Origin of the sequence: Vibrio hepatarius (genome assembly GCF_011806575.1) — a bacterium.
Classification (GTDB): domain Bacteria; phylum Pseudomonadota; class Gammaproteobacteria; order Enterobacterales; family Vibrionaceae; genus Vibrio; species Vibrio hepatarius_A.
Genome location: NZ_JAATOO010000008.1, coordinates 178,923 through 194,502 on the forward strand (window position 1 = coordinate 178,923; position 15,580 = coordinate 194,502).

The 15,580-nt window shown below is 45.2% G+C and carries 13 protein-coding genes; 5 read left to right on the forward strand and 8 right to left on the reverse strand.

The window, feature by feature from the left end:
• The first annotated feature begins 69 nt into the window (after positions 1–69).
• On the forward strand, positions 70–990 hold the full coding sequence (gene rbsK / locus HCZ42_RS08680; protein WP_167420317.1) for a ribokinase: 921 nt from the start codon (positions 70–72) through the stop codon (positions 988–990).
• 34 nt (positions 991–1,024) lie between these two features.
• A complete protein-coding gene (locus HCZ42_RS08685) occupies positions 1,025–2,029 on the forward strand; it encodes a substrate-binding domain-containing protein (RefSeq protein ID WP_167420318.1) in 1,005 nt (334 codons plus the stop codon).
• 90 nt (positions 2,030–2,119) lie between these two features.
• Here HCZ42_RS08685 and HCZ42_RS08690 read toward each other — a convergent pair whose 3' ends face one another.
• Positions 2,120–4,051 (reverse strand): DEAD/DEAH box helicase, encoded by a 1,932-nt coding sequence (locus HCZ42_RS08690; protein WP_167420319.1) that lies wholly within the window; start codon positions 4,049–4,051, stop codon positions 2,120–2,122.
• Between the two features lie 368 nt (positions 4,052–4,419).
• Here HCZ42_RS08690 and rnb point away from each other — a divergent pair, with 368 nt between their 5' ends.
• A complete protein-coding gene (gene rnb, locus HCZ42_RS08695; RefSeq protein WP_167420320.1) occupies positions 4,420–6,423 on the forward strand; it encodes an exoribonuclease II in 2,004 nt (667 codons plus the stop codon).
• A gap of 564 nt (positions 6,424–6,987) precedes the next feature.
• Here rnb and HCZ42_RS08700 read toward each other — a convergent pair.
• Entirely contained in the window at positions 6,988–7,545 is a 558-nt protein-coding gene (locus HCZ42_RS08700) for a YfbU family protein (protein WP_167420321.1), read from the reverse strand.
• 354 nt (positions 7,546–7,899) lie between these two features.
• Positions 7,900–8,253 carry a DUF3024 domain-containing protein gene (locus HCZ42_RS08705; RefSeq protein ID WP_167420322.1) on the reverse strand — a complete coding sequence of 118 codons (354 nt, stop codon included), beginning with the start codon at positions 8,251–8,253 and terminating at the stop codon, positions 7,900–7,902.
• A 157-nt stretch (positions 8,254–8,410) separates the two neighbouring features.
• On the opposite strand from HCZ42_RS08705, the gene HCZ42_RS08710 reads away from it, so the two are divergent.
• Positions 8,411–9,229: a phosphate ABC transporter substrate-binding protein gene (locus HCZ42_RS08710; protein WP_167420323.1), complete on the forward strand. Its 819-nt coding sequence runs from the start codon at positions 8,411–8,413 to the stop codon at positions 9,227–9,229.
• 100 nt (positions 9,230–9,329) lie between these two features.
• On the opposite strand, the gene HCZ42_RS08715 is transcribed toward HCZ42_RS08710, so the two are convergent.
• The 5 genes from HCZ42_RS08715 to HCZ42_RS08735 form a co-directional block, all read right to left on the reverse strand.
• Complete coding sequence (locus HCZ42_RS08715) at positions 9,330–9,953, reverse strand: bifunctional 4-hydroxy-2-oxoglutarate aldolase/2-dehydro-3-deoxy-phosphogluconate aldolase (RefSeq protein WP_167420324.1); 624 nt, start codon at positions 9,951–9,953, stop codon at positions 9,330–9,332.
• Positions 9,954–9,962: 9 nt separating this feature from the next.
• The gene (locus HCZ42_RS08720; protein ID WP_167420325.1) at positions 9,963–10,889 is read right to left on the reverse strand and encodes a sugar kinase; all 927 of its coding nucleotides are present in this window, start codon (positions 10,887–10,889) and stop codon (positions 9,963–9,965) included.
• A 37-nt stretch (positions 10,890–10,926) separates the two neighbouring features.
• Positions 10,927–11,328 (reverse strand): RidA family protein, encoded by a 402-nt coding sequence (locus HCZ42_RS08725; RefSeq protein ID WP_167420326.1) that lies wholly within the window; start codon positions 11,326–11,328, stop codon positions 10,927–10,929.
• A gap of 66 nt (positions 11,329–11,394) precedes the next feature.
• Positions 11,395–12,834, reverse strand: coding sequence for an N-acyl-D-amino-acid deacylase family protein (locus tag HCZ42_RS08730; RefSeq protein WP_167420327.1), 1,440 nt, complete (start codon positions 12,832–12,834; stop codon positions 11,395–11,397).
• Positions 12,835–12,875: 41 nt separating this feature from the next.
• Positions 12,876–13,739: a MurR/RpiR family transcriptional regulator gene (locus tag HCZ42_RS08735; protein WP_167420328.1), complete on the reverse strand. Its 864-nt coding sequence runs from the start codon at positions 13,737–13,739 to the stop codon at positions 12,876–12,878.
• Positions 13,740–13,909: 170 nt separating this feature from the next.
• On the opposite strand from HCZ42_RS08735, the gene HCZ42_RS08740 reads away from it, so the two are divergent.
• Positions 13,910–15,175, forward strand: a complete 1,266-nt coding sequence (locus HCZ42_RS08740; protein WP_167420329.1) for an alanine racemase — start codon at positions 13,910–13,912, stop codon at positions 15,173–15,175.
• Positions 15,176–15,580: the final 405 nt, after the last annotated feature.

Genomic DNA, 15,580 nt, shown 5'->3' on the forward strand with positions numbered 1-15,580 from the left:
TTTTACGAGAGCACAAACTTATTAACTGTTGAAATTGTATAAAGGTTCTAGAGAACCGAGGATAACCGTATGAATAAGTTAGTGGTTTTAGGTAGTGTTAACGCTGACCATGTTCTTCAAGTGCCTTCTTTTCCTCGTCCAGGCGAGACGCTCCATGGTCGTAATTACCAAGTTATCCCAGGTGGCAAAGGGGCGAACCAAGCGGTGGCAGCCGCGCGCCTAAAAGCAGATACCGGCTTTATTGCCTGTGTTGGTGATGATGCGTTTGGCATCAATATTCGTGAAAACTTCAAAATGGATAGCATCGATATCGGTGCGGTCAAAATGCAGCCCAACTGCCCAACCGGTATCGCGATGATTCAAGTCTCTGACAGCGGCGAGAACAGCATCTGCATTTCTGCGGAAGCCAACGCTCAGTTGACTGCTGAAGCCATTGAGCCTGACCTTGAACGCATTCGTCAGGCCAACTATTTGTTGATGCAGCTTGAAACATCACTTTGCGGCATTGAAAAGGCGGCACAAGTGGCGAAACAAGCGCACACTACGGTGATCCTCAACCCAGCGCCAGCAAAAGCGTTGTCTGATGAGCTACTATCTTGTGTCGACATCATCACTCCGAACGAAACCGAAGCGGAAGTGCTTACGGGTATTGAAGTTATTGATGATGCGACCGCGCAAGAAGCCGCGAATGCGCTTCACAGAAAGGGTATCGACACCGTATTGATTACACTTGGCGCAAAAGGCGTTTGGTTAAGTCGTGCGGGGCAAGGTGAATTGATTGCCGGTTTCAGAGTTAAGGCGACTGATACTACCGCAGCAGGCGATACCTTTAATGGGGCATTGGTCACTGGTTTATTGGAACAATTGCCTCTAAAATCAGCAATTAAGTTTGCTCATGCGGCGGCAGCAATCTCGGTCACGCGTTTTGGTGCACAAACCTCTATCCCTAGCCGAGAAGAAGTCGATGCCTTTCTAGCTGAGCAAGCTTAGTTAGTATTTTCGCCAGTTTGAAAGAGGATATTGCATGGCAACAATGAAAGACATTGCGAGACTGGCGGGGGTATCGACCTCAACCGTTAGCCATGTAATCAACAAGTCGCGATTTGTCAGTGAAGAGATTTCTGAGCGAGTCAACAAGGCTGCTCAGGAGCTCAATTATGCACCTTCCGCGCTAGCTCGCAGCCTGAAAATCAATCGCACCAAAACCATCGGCATGCTGGTTACGACATCAACCAACCCGTTTTTTGGTGAAGTGGTGAAAGGGGTCGAGCGCAGCTGTTATCACAAAGGGTACAACCTCATTTTGTGTAACACGGAGGGTGACAATGAGCGTATGCGTGAATCAATTAACACCCTGCTGCAAAAGCGTGTCGATGGCTTGATTCTGATGTGTTCCTCGTTGGAAGGCGAGCGTATCGATGTGTTTGAAAAGTACCCAGACATTCCCGTGGTGGTGATGGACTGGGGACCGATGTTGTTTACCAGTGACAAGATTCAAGATAACTCACTGCGCGGTGGCTATATGGCGGCGAAGCACTTGGTGGATGCGGGACATAAGCACATTGGTTGTATTACCGGGCCGCTGGTTAAGCATCAGGCGCAAATGCGTTACGAAGGCTATAAACGCGCATTGAATGAATCAGGGCTAGAGTTCAATTCTAACTGGATCATCGAGTCAGACTTCGAGTGTGAAGGTGGCTATGAGTCGTTTATTAAAATGTGCGACAAAGGAACATTACCTGACGCGATTTTTGTGTGTAACGATATGATGGCGATGGGCGTGATTCACGCGGCGAACGAGCGAGGTATTCGTATTCCGGACGATCTTTCGATTATCGGCTACGATGATATTCATATCGCGAAATTTATGACTCCGGCACTGACTACGGTACACCAGCCAAAATACCGTTTAGGCAAAGCGGCAGTAGAAGCCTTGTTGAATAAGTTAGATGGCGGAGAAACTGAACCGCAAGTGGTGCAGCTTGAGCCTACGCTGGTGGAACGAAAAACCGTGAAACGAGTGAGTTAACTAACCTTTTCCGAACTCATTTAAGAGTTAACAAAAAAAGCCAGTAGCATCGCTACTGGCTTTTTGTATTCATGTGCGTATCAGCAAGGATTAACCTTCGCTGCGACGAGTACGTCCATGACCACGTTCGCCACGGTAGTTACCACGGTGGTCACCACCACGGTTACGGTCGAAACGACGCTCGCCATCACGGCCGCTGCCTTCACGATTACCACGACCACCTTCACGGTTGCCACGGTAGCCGCCGCCTTCGCGGTTGCCTTCACGGTTTCCATCACGATTACGGAAACCACCTTCACGACGACCACCATCGCGACCACGACCACCTTCACGGCGACCACGAGGCTCACGGAAATCGTTGAAGTCACAAACAACAGCATCGACTTGTTTCTGACGAATACGCAGTTTGCTTAGCTTAGTTGCTGCGTCTGAAGACATCGCTTTTGGTAGCTGAACGTAAGTTTCGCCTTGATCCAGTTTGATCGCGCCGATAGAACCTTTAGTTAGGCCTAGCTCGTTTGCTAGTGCACCAACGATGTCTTTCACTTGAACGCCTTGCTCGCGACCAACTTGGAATTGGTAAGTATCCCAATCTTGGTTGCTGTTGAAGCCACGACCGCCTTCACGACGACCATCACGGCCACCTTCGCGACGCTCTTGACGACGTTTCTTATCACGCTCAATTGCTTCAACCATTGGGTCTTCGCCAATGTAGAATAGAGGGCGTTTGCCTTGCTGGCGCTTAAGAAGGATTGCAGCCAGTGCGGTTGCATCGATTTCTAGCGTTTCTTGCAGTTTTTCAACAAGCTCAGAGAATTTCTCTAGCGCTTTGTGTTCTTTGTCTGCTTCTAGTTCTGCACCTAGTTTAACTAGACGAGCCTCTGCAACTTTGTCACGCAGTGGAAGTTGGATTTCTTCCATTGAAGACTTAGTTACACGCTCGATAGTGCGAAGCATACGCATTTGGTTAGTGCGAACTAGAAGGATCGCTTTACCTTTACGTCCAGCACGACCAGTACGGCCGATACGGTGGATGTAAGACTCAACATCGAATGGGATGTCGTAGTTAAATACGTGTGTAATACGAGGAACGTCAAGACCACGAGCAACAACGTCAGTTGCAACAAGGATGTCGATAACACCTTGTTTGATGTGGTCAACCGTACGCTCGCGTAGAGATTGAGGGATGTCACCGTGTAGTGCAGATGCTTTAAAACCACGTGCACATAGCCAATCTGCTAGACGCTCAGTGTCCTGACGAGTACGTACGAATACGATTGACGCGTCAGTCTCTTCAGTTTCTAGTAGACGAGACATTGCTTCGTCTTTTTCTACGCCTTTAACAACCCAGAATTGTTGCTCTACTTTATCTACCGTGTGGTTTTTACCTGCAACGTCAATCGTTACTGGTTCACGTAGGAAGCGCTCAACAATGTTTTTCAGCATTGGAGGCATAGTTGCAGAGAATAATACGCGCTGTGCAGATGATGGTGCGTGTTCCATGATCGCTGTTACGTCGTCAACGAAACCCATGTTTAGCATTTCGTCTGCTTCATCAAGAACGAAAGTGTGTACTTCGTCTAGGTGAAGGCGATCGCGGTTGATAAGGTCTTGAACACGACCTGGTGTACCAACGATGATTTGTGCGCCATTTTTAAGAGCACGCATCTGATCAACGATAGATGCACCACCGTAGATTTCTAGTACTTTAAGGCCAGAGATGTTTTTACCTAGGTTTTTCATCTCAGCTGCAACCTGAATCGCTAGCTCACGAGTTGGAGCAAGCACGATTGCTTGTGGCTTACGTTGAGAGAAATCAACCTTGTTTAGAAGTGGCAGAGAGAAAGCTGCTGTTTTACCAGTACCAGTTTGAGCTTTACCTAGTGCGTCTGAACCAGCCATCAGGTGAGGAATAGCCGCCGCCTGAATTGGAGTTGGTGAAACGAAACCCATTCCGTCAAGAGCCGAAAGGATAGAGTCGTTAAGCGCTAGATCGCTAAACTGAATTACAGAATCTGTCATTGGGATCCTACTAATTAATGTCAACAAAAGGTCCCACGAGCTCTACCAATTCCAATACCAATCCAGTTAAATTGCTGATTCCGTTCAGATGCGGATAAGTCGTAAATCGCATCAAGCCGCTAGGGACATATATATAAGGGGGCGAATTATTCCCTAAAAGCATAAGAAAAGCCAGAAAAAATTGAAATACATCACATATTTTTCTCGACAGCGGAGAATCTGTTCATATTTACGTCACATTTGAGTTACGCCAAGTGATTGATAGTTCGTTGATGGCGATAATTCTGTCGATAGACATGGCCTCAAGCTAGCTTGGCTATAGCGGCAATGTTATAGTGTCGGCAATTTTTCCAGTAAGAAATGTAGAGATGTTCCAAGATAACCCGCTACTGGCTCAACTTAAGCAGCAAATCCAAGAGAACCTACCTAAAAAGGAAGGTACAATCAAAGCAACGGACAAAGGCTTTGGTTTCCTTGAAGTCGACAGTAAAACCAGCTTCTTTATTCCGCCACCGTACATGAAAAAGTGCTTACACGGCGACAAAGTAAAGGCGATCATCCGTACTGAAAAAGAGCGTGAAGTTGCTGAACCAGAAGAGTTATTGGAACAATCTCTGACTCGCTTTATCGGTCGAGTGAAACTGTTCAAAGGTAAGCTGAACGTTGCACCGGATCACCCTCAATTGAAAAAGCTGTCTCTCAAAGCGAAAACCCGTAAGGGCATTAAGAGCGATGATCTGAAAGAGGGCGATTGGGTGGTTGCTCACCTAATTCGTCACCCGCTAAAAGGTGACAACGGCTTCTTCGTTGAAATCTCTGAAAAGATCACCGACGCCGACGACAAGATCGCACCTTGGTGGGTAACGTTGGCGGAAAACGATCTGCCTAATAGCGAACCTGCGGGCATCGATAACTGGGAAATCAAAGACGACGCAGATCTCGAACGCGTAGACATGACTCATGTTCCTTTCGTGACCATCGATGGTGAATCAACAAAAGATATGGACGATGCGCTGTACGCGAAGAAAACCGAATCTGGCGACTTTGAGCTGACGATTGCGATTGCCGATCCAACCGCTTACATCACGCCAGATAGCGATATGGATAAAGTGGCACGCGAGCGTGGTTTCACTATTTATCTTCCAGGCCGCAATATCCCGATGCTCCCACGCGATCTAGCGGATGAGCTGTGTTCGTTGATTGAGAACGAAGTTCGCCCAGCACTATGTTGTAGCGTAACGGTCAGTAAAGACGGCGTGATTGGGGATGACATCAAGTTCTTCGCTGCCAACATTAAGTCTCATGCTCGTTTGGTTTACGACAACGTTTCTGACTGGATCGAAAACGGCACCTCAGACGCTTGGCTGCCAAGCGATGACATTGCGGAAATTGTGCGCGACTTGTACGAGTTCTCTAAAGCGCGCGCAGAGTGGCGTGAGAAGAACGCGGTTGTGTTCCCAGACCGTCCAGATTACCGATTTGAGCTAAGCGAAGACAACGACGTCGTGGCTATCCACGCTGACATGCGTCGTAGTGCAAACCGTTTGGTTGAAGAAGCGATGATCACCGCAAACATCTGTGCAGGTCGTACGCTAAAAGCGAACTTTGATTCGGGTGTGTTTAACACTCACGCGGGTTTCAAACCAGAGAAAATCGAAGAAGTGGTTGCGCTGATCAACCCTGACGGCGAACTACCGTTCACTGCGGAATCTATTGCGACTCTAGAAGGTTTTGCTGAACTACGCCGCTGGTTAGCGACGCAAGAAACGTCATACCTCGATAACCGTATCCGTAAGTTCCAAACTTACAGCGAAATTGGTAACCAACCACTACCACATTACGCGATGGGCCTAGACCTGTACGCAACGTGGACATCACCAATCCGTAAATACGGTGACATGATTAACCACCGCATGCTAAAAGCACATGTGTTGGGTAAAGAGCCAGTACAAACCGCGGATGAAACTGTGGGCGAAGAGCTGGCACTGCACCGCAAGCACCACAAGATTGCAGAGCGTAACGTGGGCGACTGGCTTTACGCGCGTACTTTGGCGGGTGAAGTTGAAAAAGGCACGGTGTTTAACGGCGAGATCTTTGATATCTCACGCGCTGGCGCTCGAATCCGTCTATTAGAAAACGGTGCGGCAGCGTTTATTCCAGGCTCTTTGATTCTTGCGAACAAAGAACGTTTGGCGTGCGATGGCGAATCGGGCATGATCTCTATCGACAAAGAAGTGGTTTACCGTCTGGGTGATGTTCTTGAAGTTGTTCTCAACGATGTTAACCAAGAGAACCGCAGCATCGTCGCGAAACCTGTGCAAGTGTTTGAAGACGTGAAAACGCCTAAGCAAACAGAAGCTGCGGCGGAATAACACCACACTGAGTACTGCTAAGGTCGCTAGAGATAGCGGCCTTTTTTGTCATCAACATCTGACATAAAACGACAGAAAAGCAGAATCAGATGACATACATTTGTTTCGAGGTTGACTACTCTGGTGTTGCTTCATAAATAGCAATAGAAGTTTATTTTCGACAATGTATTGTTGGTGTTAGGCTCGTCGTAATCTTAGGTATGGCGAGCATTTTTTTTATCTGCTGTTTAGCGCTTCACATTTGCCTTCCTACATTTTTTGCGCCATTTAATTTTTGTTTGTCATAACAATCCGACAAAAAGGATTTTAGACCAAGAATCCGACTACATACTTTTGTTTGTGCGCTGCTTATTGTAAGTCTGACACTAAGTCATAGATAACTTGATTATCAAATAGTGCGTTTTTTAGCGATTGCTCGTTATATCCCAGTATAGCGAGCATTTTTTTTGTCTGAGATTTCGCGTAGCAAAGGATTCGGAGTCGATAAGTAGTGACTAGGGAGTCGCCAAAAAGGAAATAAAAAGGCCGCTTTACGCGACCCTAGCAAACTGAAACTATTTGACGTTAGTAAATTTGTTTTAGGTATAGCATTTCATGTAATACGCGAGCAATTTCTTCGACTCCTATTTGGTTTCCGTACAGACTAGCTTGTTTTATTTTCTCATAAACAACTAGCATCCGTTTGTAGCCGTCTATCGATGGAGCATACGAGTTAAAGCTTCTACCTTTAAATTCTTGAAAAAGTTCGAGTTCCTCCACGATACACTGTGTGATCTCCATATATTCCGTTTCGTTGTTGCCATCAAATCCCTCAAATTTGGGGTTGCTTCGCAGTGGTTTAATCGCCCGTGTGAGTCTCGTTTTTTCCTCTTCATTGAGCAACAAACAATGACGCTCGATGAATTGCCACATTTCTAAAATTTCAAATACGTCGTTTACTTTTTCAGGCAATTCCCGGCTTTTTGAAAAAATACTGGGGTACCTAAAAGAAATGCTCCAACAGTGATTGTTGTAAATAGCGGTTTTGATAAAACTAGGGTCGATATCGCCTTTTACCTCCAAATTCTCGTATAAGTCAGCCAACATTAACGCATTCAATTTTTCACCTTCCGTTAGTACCATGCCTTCCTCCTACTCAAGTGAGTTGGCATTCTTGCACATAGTAAAATGACGTGATTGAAGTGGTATCACTAATTTTAAAACTAAGAATTACTTAATTTGCTTTCTGTGCAGTAGATAAAAAATCCAGAAAAAACAAAAATGAAAGTAGGAACTTTGGAAATATGACAAACTTGTAATGTTTAATGTTTATCATTGAGGGAAGATTCGTTAGCGAACTTAATCACGCATTTAAGCTGACACGTTAATTGAAGTATCAAGGTTAAGTGTAAGTAGAGAAGAACCGATAATTTATCTTGGTCACAGGATGTGGAGCTAACTTTGATTTTAGGAAGTGTGGAGATACCAACACGGTGGTTAATCTTCCCAGAATATCTCTTTGGGGTCTTTATCGATTTCGCGCATGATTGCGGTCAAATCGTTACTGCTGGCTAAAAACGGGTAGGGTAGCCAATCATCATTGCTATCAGCGTCAGCCATAAAGAGTTCCCAGCGGTTGGTGTCTGCGTTCCATTCCACCTTCGCGACGCGGTTTAAAAATTCTCGATGAGTGGAATCGAGTAGGAAGTGTTCTTTAATAAATACCACGCCGAGGGGAGTCACTTCATAGCTCGCTTTACCGAGTTCGGCAGGCACGCTTTGATTACGCTGCTGACAGATGAGTTGAGCGCGGCTTTCGACTTGTCTTTGTAGCAAACTCACAACACTCATATCGGCTCCCAGTATAGATACTCTAAGCATAGTATTTAATGGATATTTCGCTGTCTGCATAGCCTTTCACAAAATTGTAATCTAACCGCAATATGATTAGACAAGTCTTAGGGTCCGTCGCCCCTAGTGTTATACCCAAACAAGTATGGAGAAAATTATGGTCCGTGTTGCGGTAGCTGCGCTGCTCTCTTGGTCATTTGTGGCTCAACCTGCACTTGCTGCAGAAGTGAATGTTTCCGGCTCTACCTCAGTAGCACGAGTCATGGATGTTTTGGCCGAAACTTATAACGCTACTCATCCAGACAGCTACGTCGCCGTACAGGGCGTGGGTTCTACCGCCGGCATTACACTGGTGAAGAAAGGTGTTGCTGATATCGGCATGAGTTCTCGCTACCTGACAGAAAGCGAAAAGGATGAAAGTTTAGATACCACTCTTATCGCGTACGATGGTCTTGCTGTGGTGGTAAACAAGTCTAACCCGGTCGAAAACATTAGCCGCGAGCAATTGTTTGATATCTACAAAGGTAAGATCACCAACTGGAAACAGGTCGGTGGCAATGATCAATCTATTGCTGTCGTTACCCGCGAAGCGTCGTCAGGTTCTCGCTACAGTTTTGAAAGCTTGATGGGATTAACGAAAGTCATTAATGATCGTCTGGTATCAGATATTAGCCAAGACAACCTAGTGGTAAACAGCAATAGCATGGTGAAAACCATTGTAAACCACAACAAACAAGCGATCGGCTTTATCTCAATGGGTTCGATTGACCAGTCGGTTAAACCTATCTTGTTTGAAGGTATTAAGCCAACGAGCAAAACCATCTCAAGTGGCAAATATCAGCTTGCGCGCCCGTTTCTTGTGGTTTATCTGCCGGAGCGTGCTGATGATGACACCAAATCTTTTATTCAGTATTTGAGCAGCAAAGATGCGGAAAAACTGATTGAAGAATACGGTTATACGCCAATCGAGAGATAAAAATGTAATCTAGAGAAGTGCTTATAAAGGACGCAGGGAGCGTCCTTTTTGATTGGTAATAAATTTTAGTATTGCTGGCCACGTTGGTATTAGGTTGATGTTAAGAGAGCCGTTTTACCGTCTCACGAACTAATCGTCCAATTTCTTCCCAATCTTGCTTTGTTATTAACGTCGGCGACACCATCCAAGTTCCACCGCAGCACACGACTTTATCTATATTTAAGTAATTCGACACATTGTTTTCATTGATGCCACCAGTGGGCATTAAACTAAGGTCATTATATGGCGCGAGTAGTGATTTCACCATTTTAACTCCCCCGGAGGCTTCTGCAGGGAAGAACTTCATCAGTGTAAGACCTAACTCTAAACCTTGCTCAATTTGGCTAGGGTTGTTGATACCAGGAATGATAGGAATACCAACTTTTTGGCAGTATTGGACGGTGTTAGGGTTTAGGCCTGGCGCGACTACAAATTCTGCACCAGCAGCTTTAGCTAGGTCAACTTGTTCTTTGTTGAGTACCGTTCCCGCTCCAATGCACATATCAGGATAGGCTTCTCGCATAGCACTGATGGCTTGCGCTGCGGCATCAGTACGAAACGTAATTTCAGCTACAGGTAAACCATTCTCAACTAAAGCTCTAGCTAATGGGACTGCATTATTAGCGTCATCGATTTGTACAACAGGAATAATTTTAAACGTTTGTAGTTTAGATATGAGAGACATGGCTTTTCCTTAAATTTCCAGTGGAGTGATCGCCGACTTTGGAGTGATTGCTCCTGGATATTGAATAACGGTAGCGGCGGTTTGATGTGCGAGGTTAAGTCTCTGTTGTGCTGACTGCCCAGTTAGGTAGCCCGATAAGTAACCTGCGGCAAAAGCGTCTCCTGCAGAACAGGTGTCAACGACTTTCTCAACTTTTATAGGAGCAACATTAGTTAAGGTTTGTTGCGATTGTAGATTTTCTACCAAGGTACAAGGGTGACCGCCTCGTTTGATCACAACCTGTTGGCAACCGAAGTCAGTACATCGCTGAATAATCTCTTGATCCCCCCACACTGCATAATCATCTTCCTCAGTGATCAGTGCGATATCGGTATACTTGAGAACTTTTTCATACCATAACTTAGCCTCATCTGCAGACCAAAGTGCCTCTCGATAGTTGTTGTCGAATACAATTATCGTATTATTGGTTTTCATTTTCGCTATGGTTGCTAGTAGTTTATCTCTGGCGGTATGACTGAGAATCGCCAAACTGATGCCGCTGAGATAGAACATATCTATAGTTTGTTGCTCCACTGCTTGTTCTAGTGGCGAATGTTGTTCAAAGTAGTACTTAGCGGCACTATCGCTACGCCAATAATGGAAAGAACGTTCGCCATTGGCATCAGTTTCCACTATATATAGTCCAGGCTGTTTCCCATCGATGGTGGCGACTAAATCACATCTGATCCCTTCCGCTTGCCATGCATCAATTAGTGATGAACTGTGCATATCATTACCCAATCCAGTGGCATAACGAATAGTAAAAGGATGGTTTTGTAATATCCGAGTTAGGTAGAGCGCGGTATTTAGCGTATCTCCTCCAAAGCGCTTACTAAGTGGCGACCCACTTAGCTCAACCATACATTCACCGAATACGATGATGTTTTTTTCGTACATTGTGCTCACTCCTACTGCTATGAAGTTATTCACTGCTTCATGACAAATCAGTGCGGTCCGCTCGATAGCAAGTCACGTCCACTTCAACCTTCACATCGACCACAAGGTCACAAACCATACAGATACGAGCAGGTGGATGTTCACCAAAAAACTCTTTGAATACTTTGTTGAACGACTGAAAATAGCGGGAGTCCGTCAGTACTACTTTTACGTGCACAACATCTTTCATTTCATATCCAGCTTCAGTCATGATGTCGATACAGTTTTGTATAGCGAGGCGAGACTGGTCAATGATGCCACCTTCAACGACTTCTCCATTTGTCATAGGGGTTTGACCCGATACGTACAAGAATCCCCCGGCCTGTGTTGCGCGAGCGAATGGTAAATGTTGGCCTCCGGTTCCAGTACCGCCTTCAATACCGTAGCGTTTAATCGTCATGTTTATCTCCAATTGATTTACGTTAAAAATGTTCGGTTATGTACCGTGAATTAAAGTGACGTTCCGTTACTGCGAACTGCGTTTGATAAAGCGCCCACTGCGTTTGATGACCCCTAAATTTGGTTTATAAGCGATACTTCCGTTAACAACTACGAGCTCTATCCCATGCGCTGCTGCGATGGGGGCTTTGAAGTCTGCGGTGTCTTTGATGCGTTGTTTATCGAACAGTACCAGGTCTGCGTAGTTCCCTGTCTTAATCTCACCGCGTTGATTTAAGTTAAATCTTTTTGCTGATAAGCCAGTCATTTTGTGAATTGCAGTATGAAGTGGAAAAATCTCACGCTCGCGACAGTAATAACCTAGGACGCGAGGAAATGCTCCCCATAAACGTGGATGAGGGTGGGGGTCGTTCGGGAGGCCATCGGAACCAATCATGGTGAGCTTATACTTGAGAACGCGCTCTACATCGGTTTCGTCCATGCAGTGATAGACGGCGCCAGCAGGTTGCAGGGCTTTGGCTGCGTCTATGAGCGACAGTTTGAGTTCGTTGGCAATTGTTTTAAGCATTTTCCCCGCGTATTCGGGTTTGGAATCTGACCATGTGATGAAAATGTCGATATCTTCAGTAACCTGATTGAGGTCTAAAGTAGAGGAGCTGGCAGAGTATGGGTAACAGTCGCAGGCGACTTCCTGTTGCTGGTGAGCGCCATCAAGTTTATCGAGCACTTCAACAGTTCGTCCCCAGTTCCCAGCACCGGCACACTTAAGATGCGAAATGACGACTGGAACCTGTGCTTTTTGACCGACTCGAAAAGCCTCATCCATCGCATCTAATATGCCTGCAAACTCAGTACGCATGTGGGTTGTATAAATCCCTTGATAGGAGGCGAGGATTTGTGCAAGCTGCTGAACTTCCGTTTCTGAGCTGGATTTTGCATTTGCGTAAGCTAAGCCACTACTTAACCCCAATGCTCCTTGCTGCATCGCGAGACGCAAGGTGTCTTGCATCTGAGTAATTTCCTCTGAAGTTGCATGACGATGTAGGTTGTCCATTACGTTATTCCGTAAGGTCGTATGACCAACCAAAGCTGCAACATTGACGGCAGGTTGAGCCTGGGTCACTGCGTCAACATAATCAGAAAATTCGGGATATTTAAAATCTTCTTGTTTTCCAAGCAAATTCATCGGATCTGGTGGTGGGGCACATAGGGTCGCTGGTGACGCGCTGATACCACAGTTTCCGACAATTGTCGTTGTTATGCCTTGACTAATTTTAGGGAGGCATTCTGGCATACGAATAACGTTGGTATCATCATGCGTATGTACATCGATAAAACCGGGCGCAAGTATATGCTTTTGTGCATCGATAGTGTTTGGGGACGTTGCATTAGAGAGATCACCAATCGCAGCAATCTTATCCCGATAAATTCCGACATCAGCAAAGTAGGCGGGAGAGTCGGTACCATCTATTACAGTGGCATTTCGAATCACAATATCAAACAGCATAGTTAGCTATTCCCGGTTATGGGCCAAAGCCACAATGTGCTTTAGTCTCCTAGTGGTTGCCTATCAATGCCTCCTCGATGTGCGTCAAGAGCCAGTTTCAATCGACGTAAACGATCTCGAGAGCGACGTTTGTGACTAACAGCAAGCTCCATCGCAAGAACATCGACCATCGCCAACATGGCATATCGAGAGGCAGAGGGTTTATAAATAAAATCTGTTTCTTTTGTTGTTATGGGTAAAACTAAATCGCTTAACTCTGCTAGCGGTGAGTCAACAACGGTAATCGCGATCACTTTCACGCCATAATGTTTTGCCAGCTCCGCAGTTTCTACTATCGTTGGCGTGTAACCTGTGACCGACATAATCAGAATGACATCATTGGCGTCTGCCGTTGACGCGACCATTCGTACTTGCAGACCATCACAATAGGAGGTGACCGCATAGCCCAATCGAAAAACTCGATTTTGAAATTCTTGCGCTATCATCGTTGACCCTCCGCCCATGCCGATTGCTATGATTTGGCGGGCGTTGTGCAGCCATTCAACTGCGGTGCGGATATCATCCTCATTGAGTAACTTTCGGTTTAAATCCATCGATTGTTTAATCGACTCATAAATTCCTTGAGCACCTGAGTTATCAACTGGTTCATAGATAAAGCGTTGGCCCACAGCCAAAGATTGCGCGAGCTTGATTTTTAGATCTCTAACGTTTTTACAACCCACCGCTTTAGCGAAACGAGTAATTGTTGCTTCACTGACACCTGCACGTTCAGCCAGCTGCGTGATGCTAGCATTAGCACAGCTATCCAAATCATCCATTACCAACTTTGCGACTTTTTTCTCTGCATCCCGTAGCGCATTAAAACGCTCAGAGATACAAGAAACGATATCAATATCGATACTCATAAGGCTTTCCCTTCTGCAGAATAAATACTAAAAAGTGTGTTGAAACTAAAAAGTGAGAAAGTGCACAGTTAACAATTTTTTGTTTGATACTTTCTAACATGATCTCTATGTTAACTGACATTAGGTCCAGTGACTACTGGCGATCAGCACCTTGTTAGGAGAAATTGAATATGTATCAAGAAAAACACCTTTCTCAACAGTTTTTATCTGCCAACCGAGGTACGCGATTGCCATTGGGTAGTAAAGGGGCACCTCTTTGTCGCTCATCACAAGGAGCATTTTCACTAAAAGATGAAGAGGTTAGTTTACCGTGTGCAGTTGTCAGGCGTTCGGCTATTGAGAGTAATATCGACTGGATGCAGACATTTGCAAAGCAGCATAATGTTGAACTTTGTCCGCATGGGAAAACCACGATGACTCCTGAGCTTTTTGCCAAGCAATTAGAGGCTGGCGCATGGGGATTGACAGTAGCCACTCCAGCTCAAGCGGAAATCGCCGTGATGGCTGGTGCTCAGAGAATCATTATTGCCAATCAGGTGGTAGGTATCGTCAATATGCAGATGGTAATTAACCTGATTCAGCAACATGGCGTGAATATCTTCATTTGTGTCGATAGTGTGGCCAATGTGAAGGCTTGGCAAGCTCAAGCGAAAGAGTTTGGGGTGACGGTACCGCTATTCATTGAGCTAGGGGTAAAAGGTGGGCGATGTGGGTGTCGCACTGAGGAACAAGTAAAGCAACTTGCACAGTTAATAATGGCTAGTGACGCATTGGAACTGCATGGGATAGAAGTATATGAAGGAGTGATTAGTGGTGAGCATGCTGAGCAGAATATTCGCCAGTTCTTATGTTTTGCCGTTTCTATTCTACTTGAGCTGAAACAAATTTACGCTCTCGCCCAACCCATTATTTCAGGAGCAGGATCTGCTTGGTATGACGTGGTGGCAGAAGAATTTAGCCAACTGCAGAATATAACAGCGGTAATTCGCCCTGGCTGTTACGCAGTGCATGACACTGGAATTTATCAGATGGCACAAGATAAGGTACAAAAACGAGCACGTATTAATGGTGGAATCGCCTGTGATCTTGCTGGCGATCTCGTTTCCTCCCTTGAAATTTGGGCCTATGTCATATCTGTTCCAGAGCCAAGCAAAGCTGTTGTTGGGCTTGGTAAGCGTGACGTTGCTTTTGATGCTGGCTTGCCTAAGATTGAGCGCGTGATTAGAGATGGTAAGGAGATCGCCATTAAGGGGCTCGTGGCTAGCAATGTGATGGATCAGCACTTATTTGTGGATATGCCTCAAGAGGTGCTACAGGTTGGAGATATTTTAGTCATGTCCACATCGCATCCTTGCTTAACTTTTGATAAATGGAGATTTGTTGGTGTCATCAATCAAGATGATGTGATTACCCACTGGATGGAGACTTACTTTTAATATCAGACAGTTGCCCGTCAATATTTCATATTCAATATAAGGCGCTTTTGCGCCTTTCTTTCCCTCGTATTCTTGAACATGAAAGTGTGATTCATCTCAAATATCAACGCATATATTTGGAGATAGTTTTATCAAAATCTAAATGAAGTGATCTTATAAGTTCTTGAATATCAATAACATTTCATCATGTTACTTTTAAACACTATACCTTGGCGTGCTATATATGCGTTATTTTATTTTTGATTTAAAAATCAATGCTTTGTGTTGATATTATACTGCCTAATGTTTGAAAGTATCACGCATTGATTGTTTTGTGAGCATTGTCAATTTTAATAATTTGAGGAGTCGCTAAAGTGAGTTTATTGCAAAGCACATTCGTTTGAGGTTGTGGAGTGTTGCGGTAGT

Bases quoted from the DNA above. Each gene is read 5' to 3' on its own strand.
- HCZ42_RS08685 (WP_167420318.1), top strand. From the start codon at position 1,025: ATGGCAACAATGAAAGACATTGCGAGACTGGCGGGGGTATCGACCTCA.
- HCZ42_RS08700 (WP_167420321.1), bottom strand. From the start codon at position 7,545: ATGGTACTAACGGAAGGTGAAAAATTGAATGCGTTAATGTTGGCTGAC.
- HCZ42_RS08705 (WP_167420322.1), bottom strand. From the start codon at position 8,253: ATGAGTGTTGTGAGTTTGCTACAAAGACAAGTCGAAAGCCGCGCTCAA.
- HCZ42_RS08740 (WP_167420329.1), top strand. From the start codon at position 13,910: ATGTATCAAGAAAAACACCTTTCTCAACAGTTTTTATCTGCCAACCGA.
- HCZ42_RS08725 (WP_167420326.1), bottom strand. From the start codon at position 11,328: ATGACGATTAAACGCTACGGTATTGAAGGCGGTACTGGAACCGGAGGC.
- HCZ42_RS08690 (WP_167420319.1), bottom strand. From the start codon at position 4,051: ATGACAGATTCTGTAATTCAGTTTAGCGATCTAGCGCTTAACGACTCT.
- HCZ42_RS08720 (WP_167420325.1), bottom strand. From the start codon at position 10,889: ATGTACGAAAAAAACATCATCGTATTCGGTGAATGTATGGTTGAGCTA.
- rnb (WP_167420320.1), top strand. From the start codon at position 4,420: ATGTTCCAAGATAACCCGCTACTGGCTCAACTTAAGCAGCAAATCCAA.
- HCZ42_RS08730 (WP_167420327.1), bottom strand. From the start codon at position 12,834: ATGCTGTTTGATATTGTGATTCGAAATGCCACTGTAATAGATGGTACC.
- rbsK (WP_167420317.1), top strand. From the start codon at position 70: ATGAATAAGTTAGTGGTTTTAGGTAGTGTTAACGCTGACCATGTTCTT.
- HCZ42_RS08735 (WP_167420328.1), bottom strand. From the start codon at position 13,739: ATGAGTATCGATATTGATATCGTTTCTTGTATCTCTGAGCGTTTTAAT.
- HCZ42_RS08710 (WP_167420323.1), top strand. From the start codon at position 8,411: ATGGTCCGTGTTGCGGTAGCTGCGCTGCTCTCTTGGTCATTTGTGGCT.
- HCZ42_RS08715 (WP_167420324.1), bottom strand. From the start codon at position 9,953: ATGTCTCTCATATCTAAACTACAAACGTTTAAAATTATTCCTGTTGTA.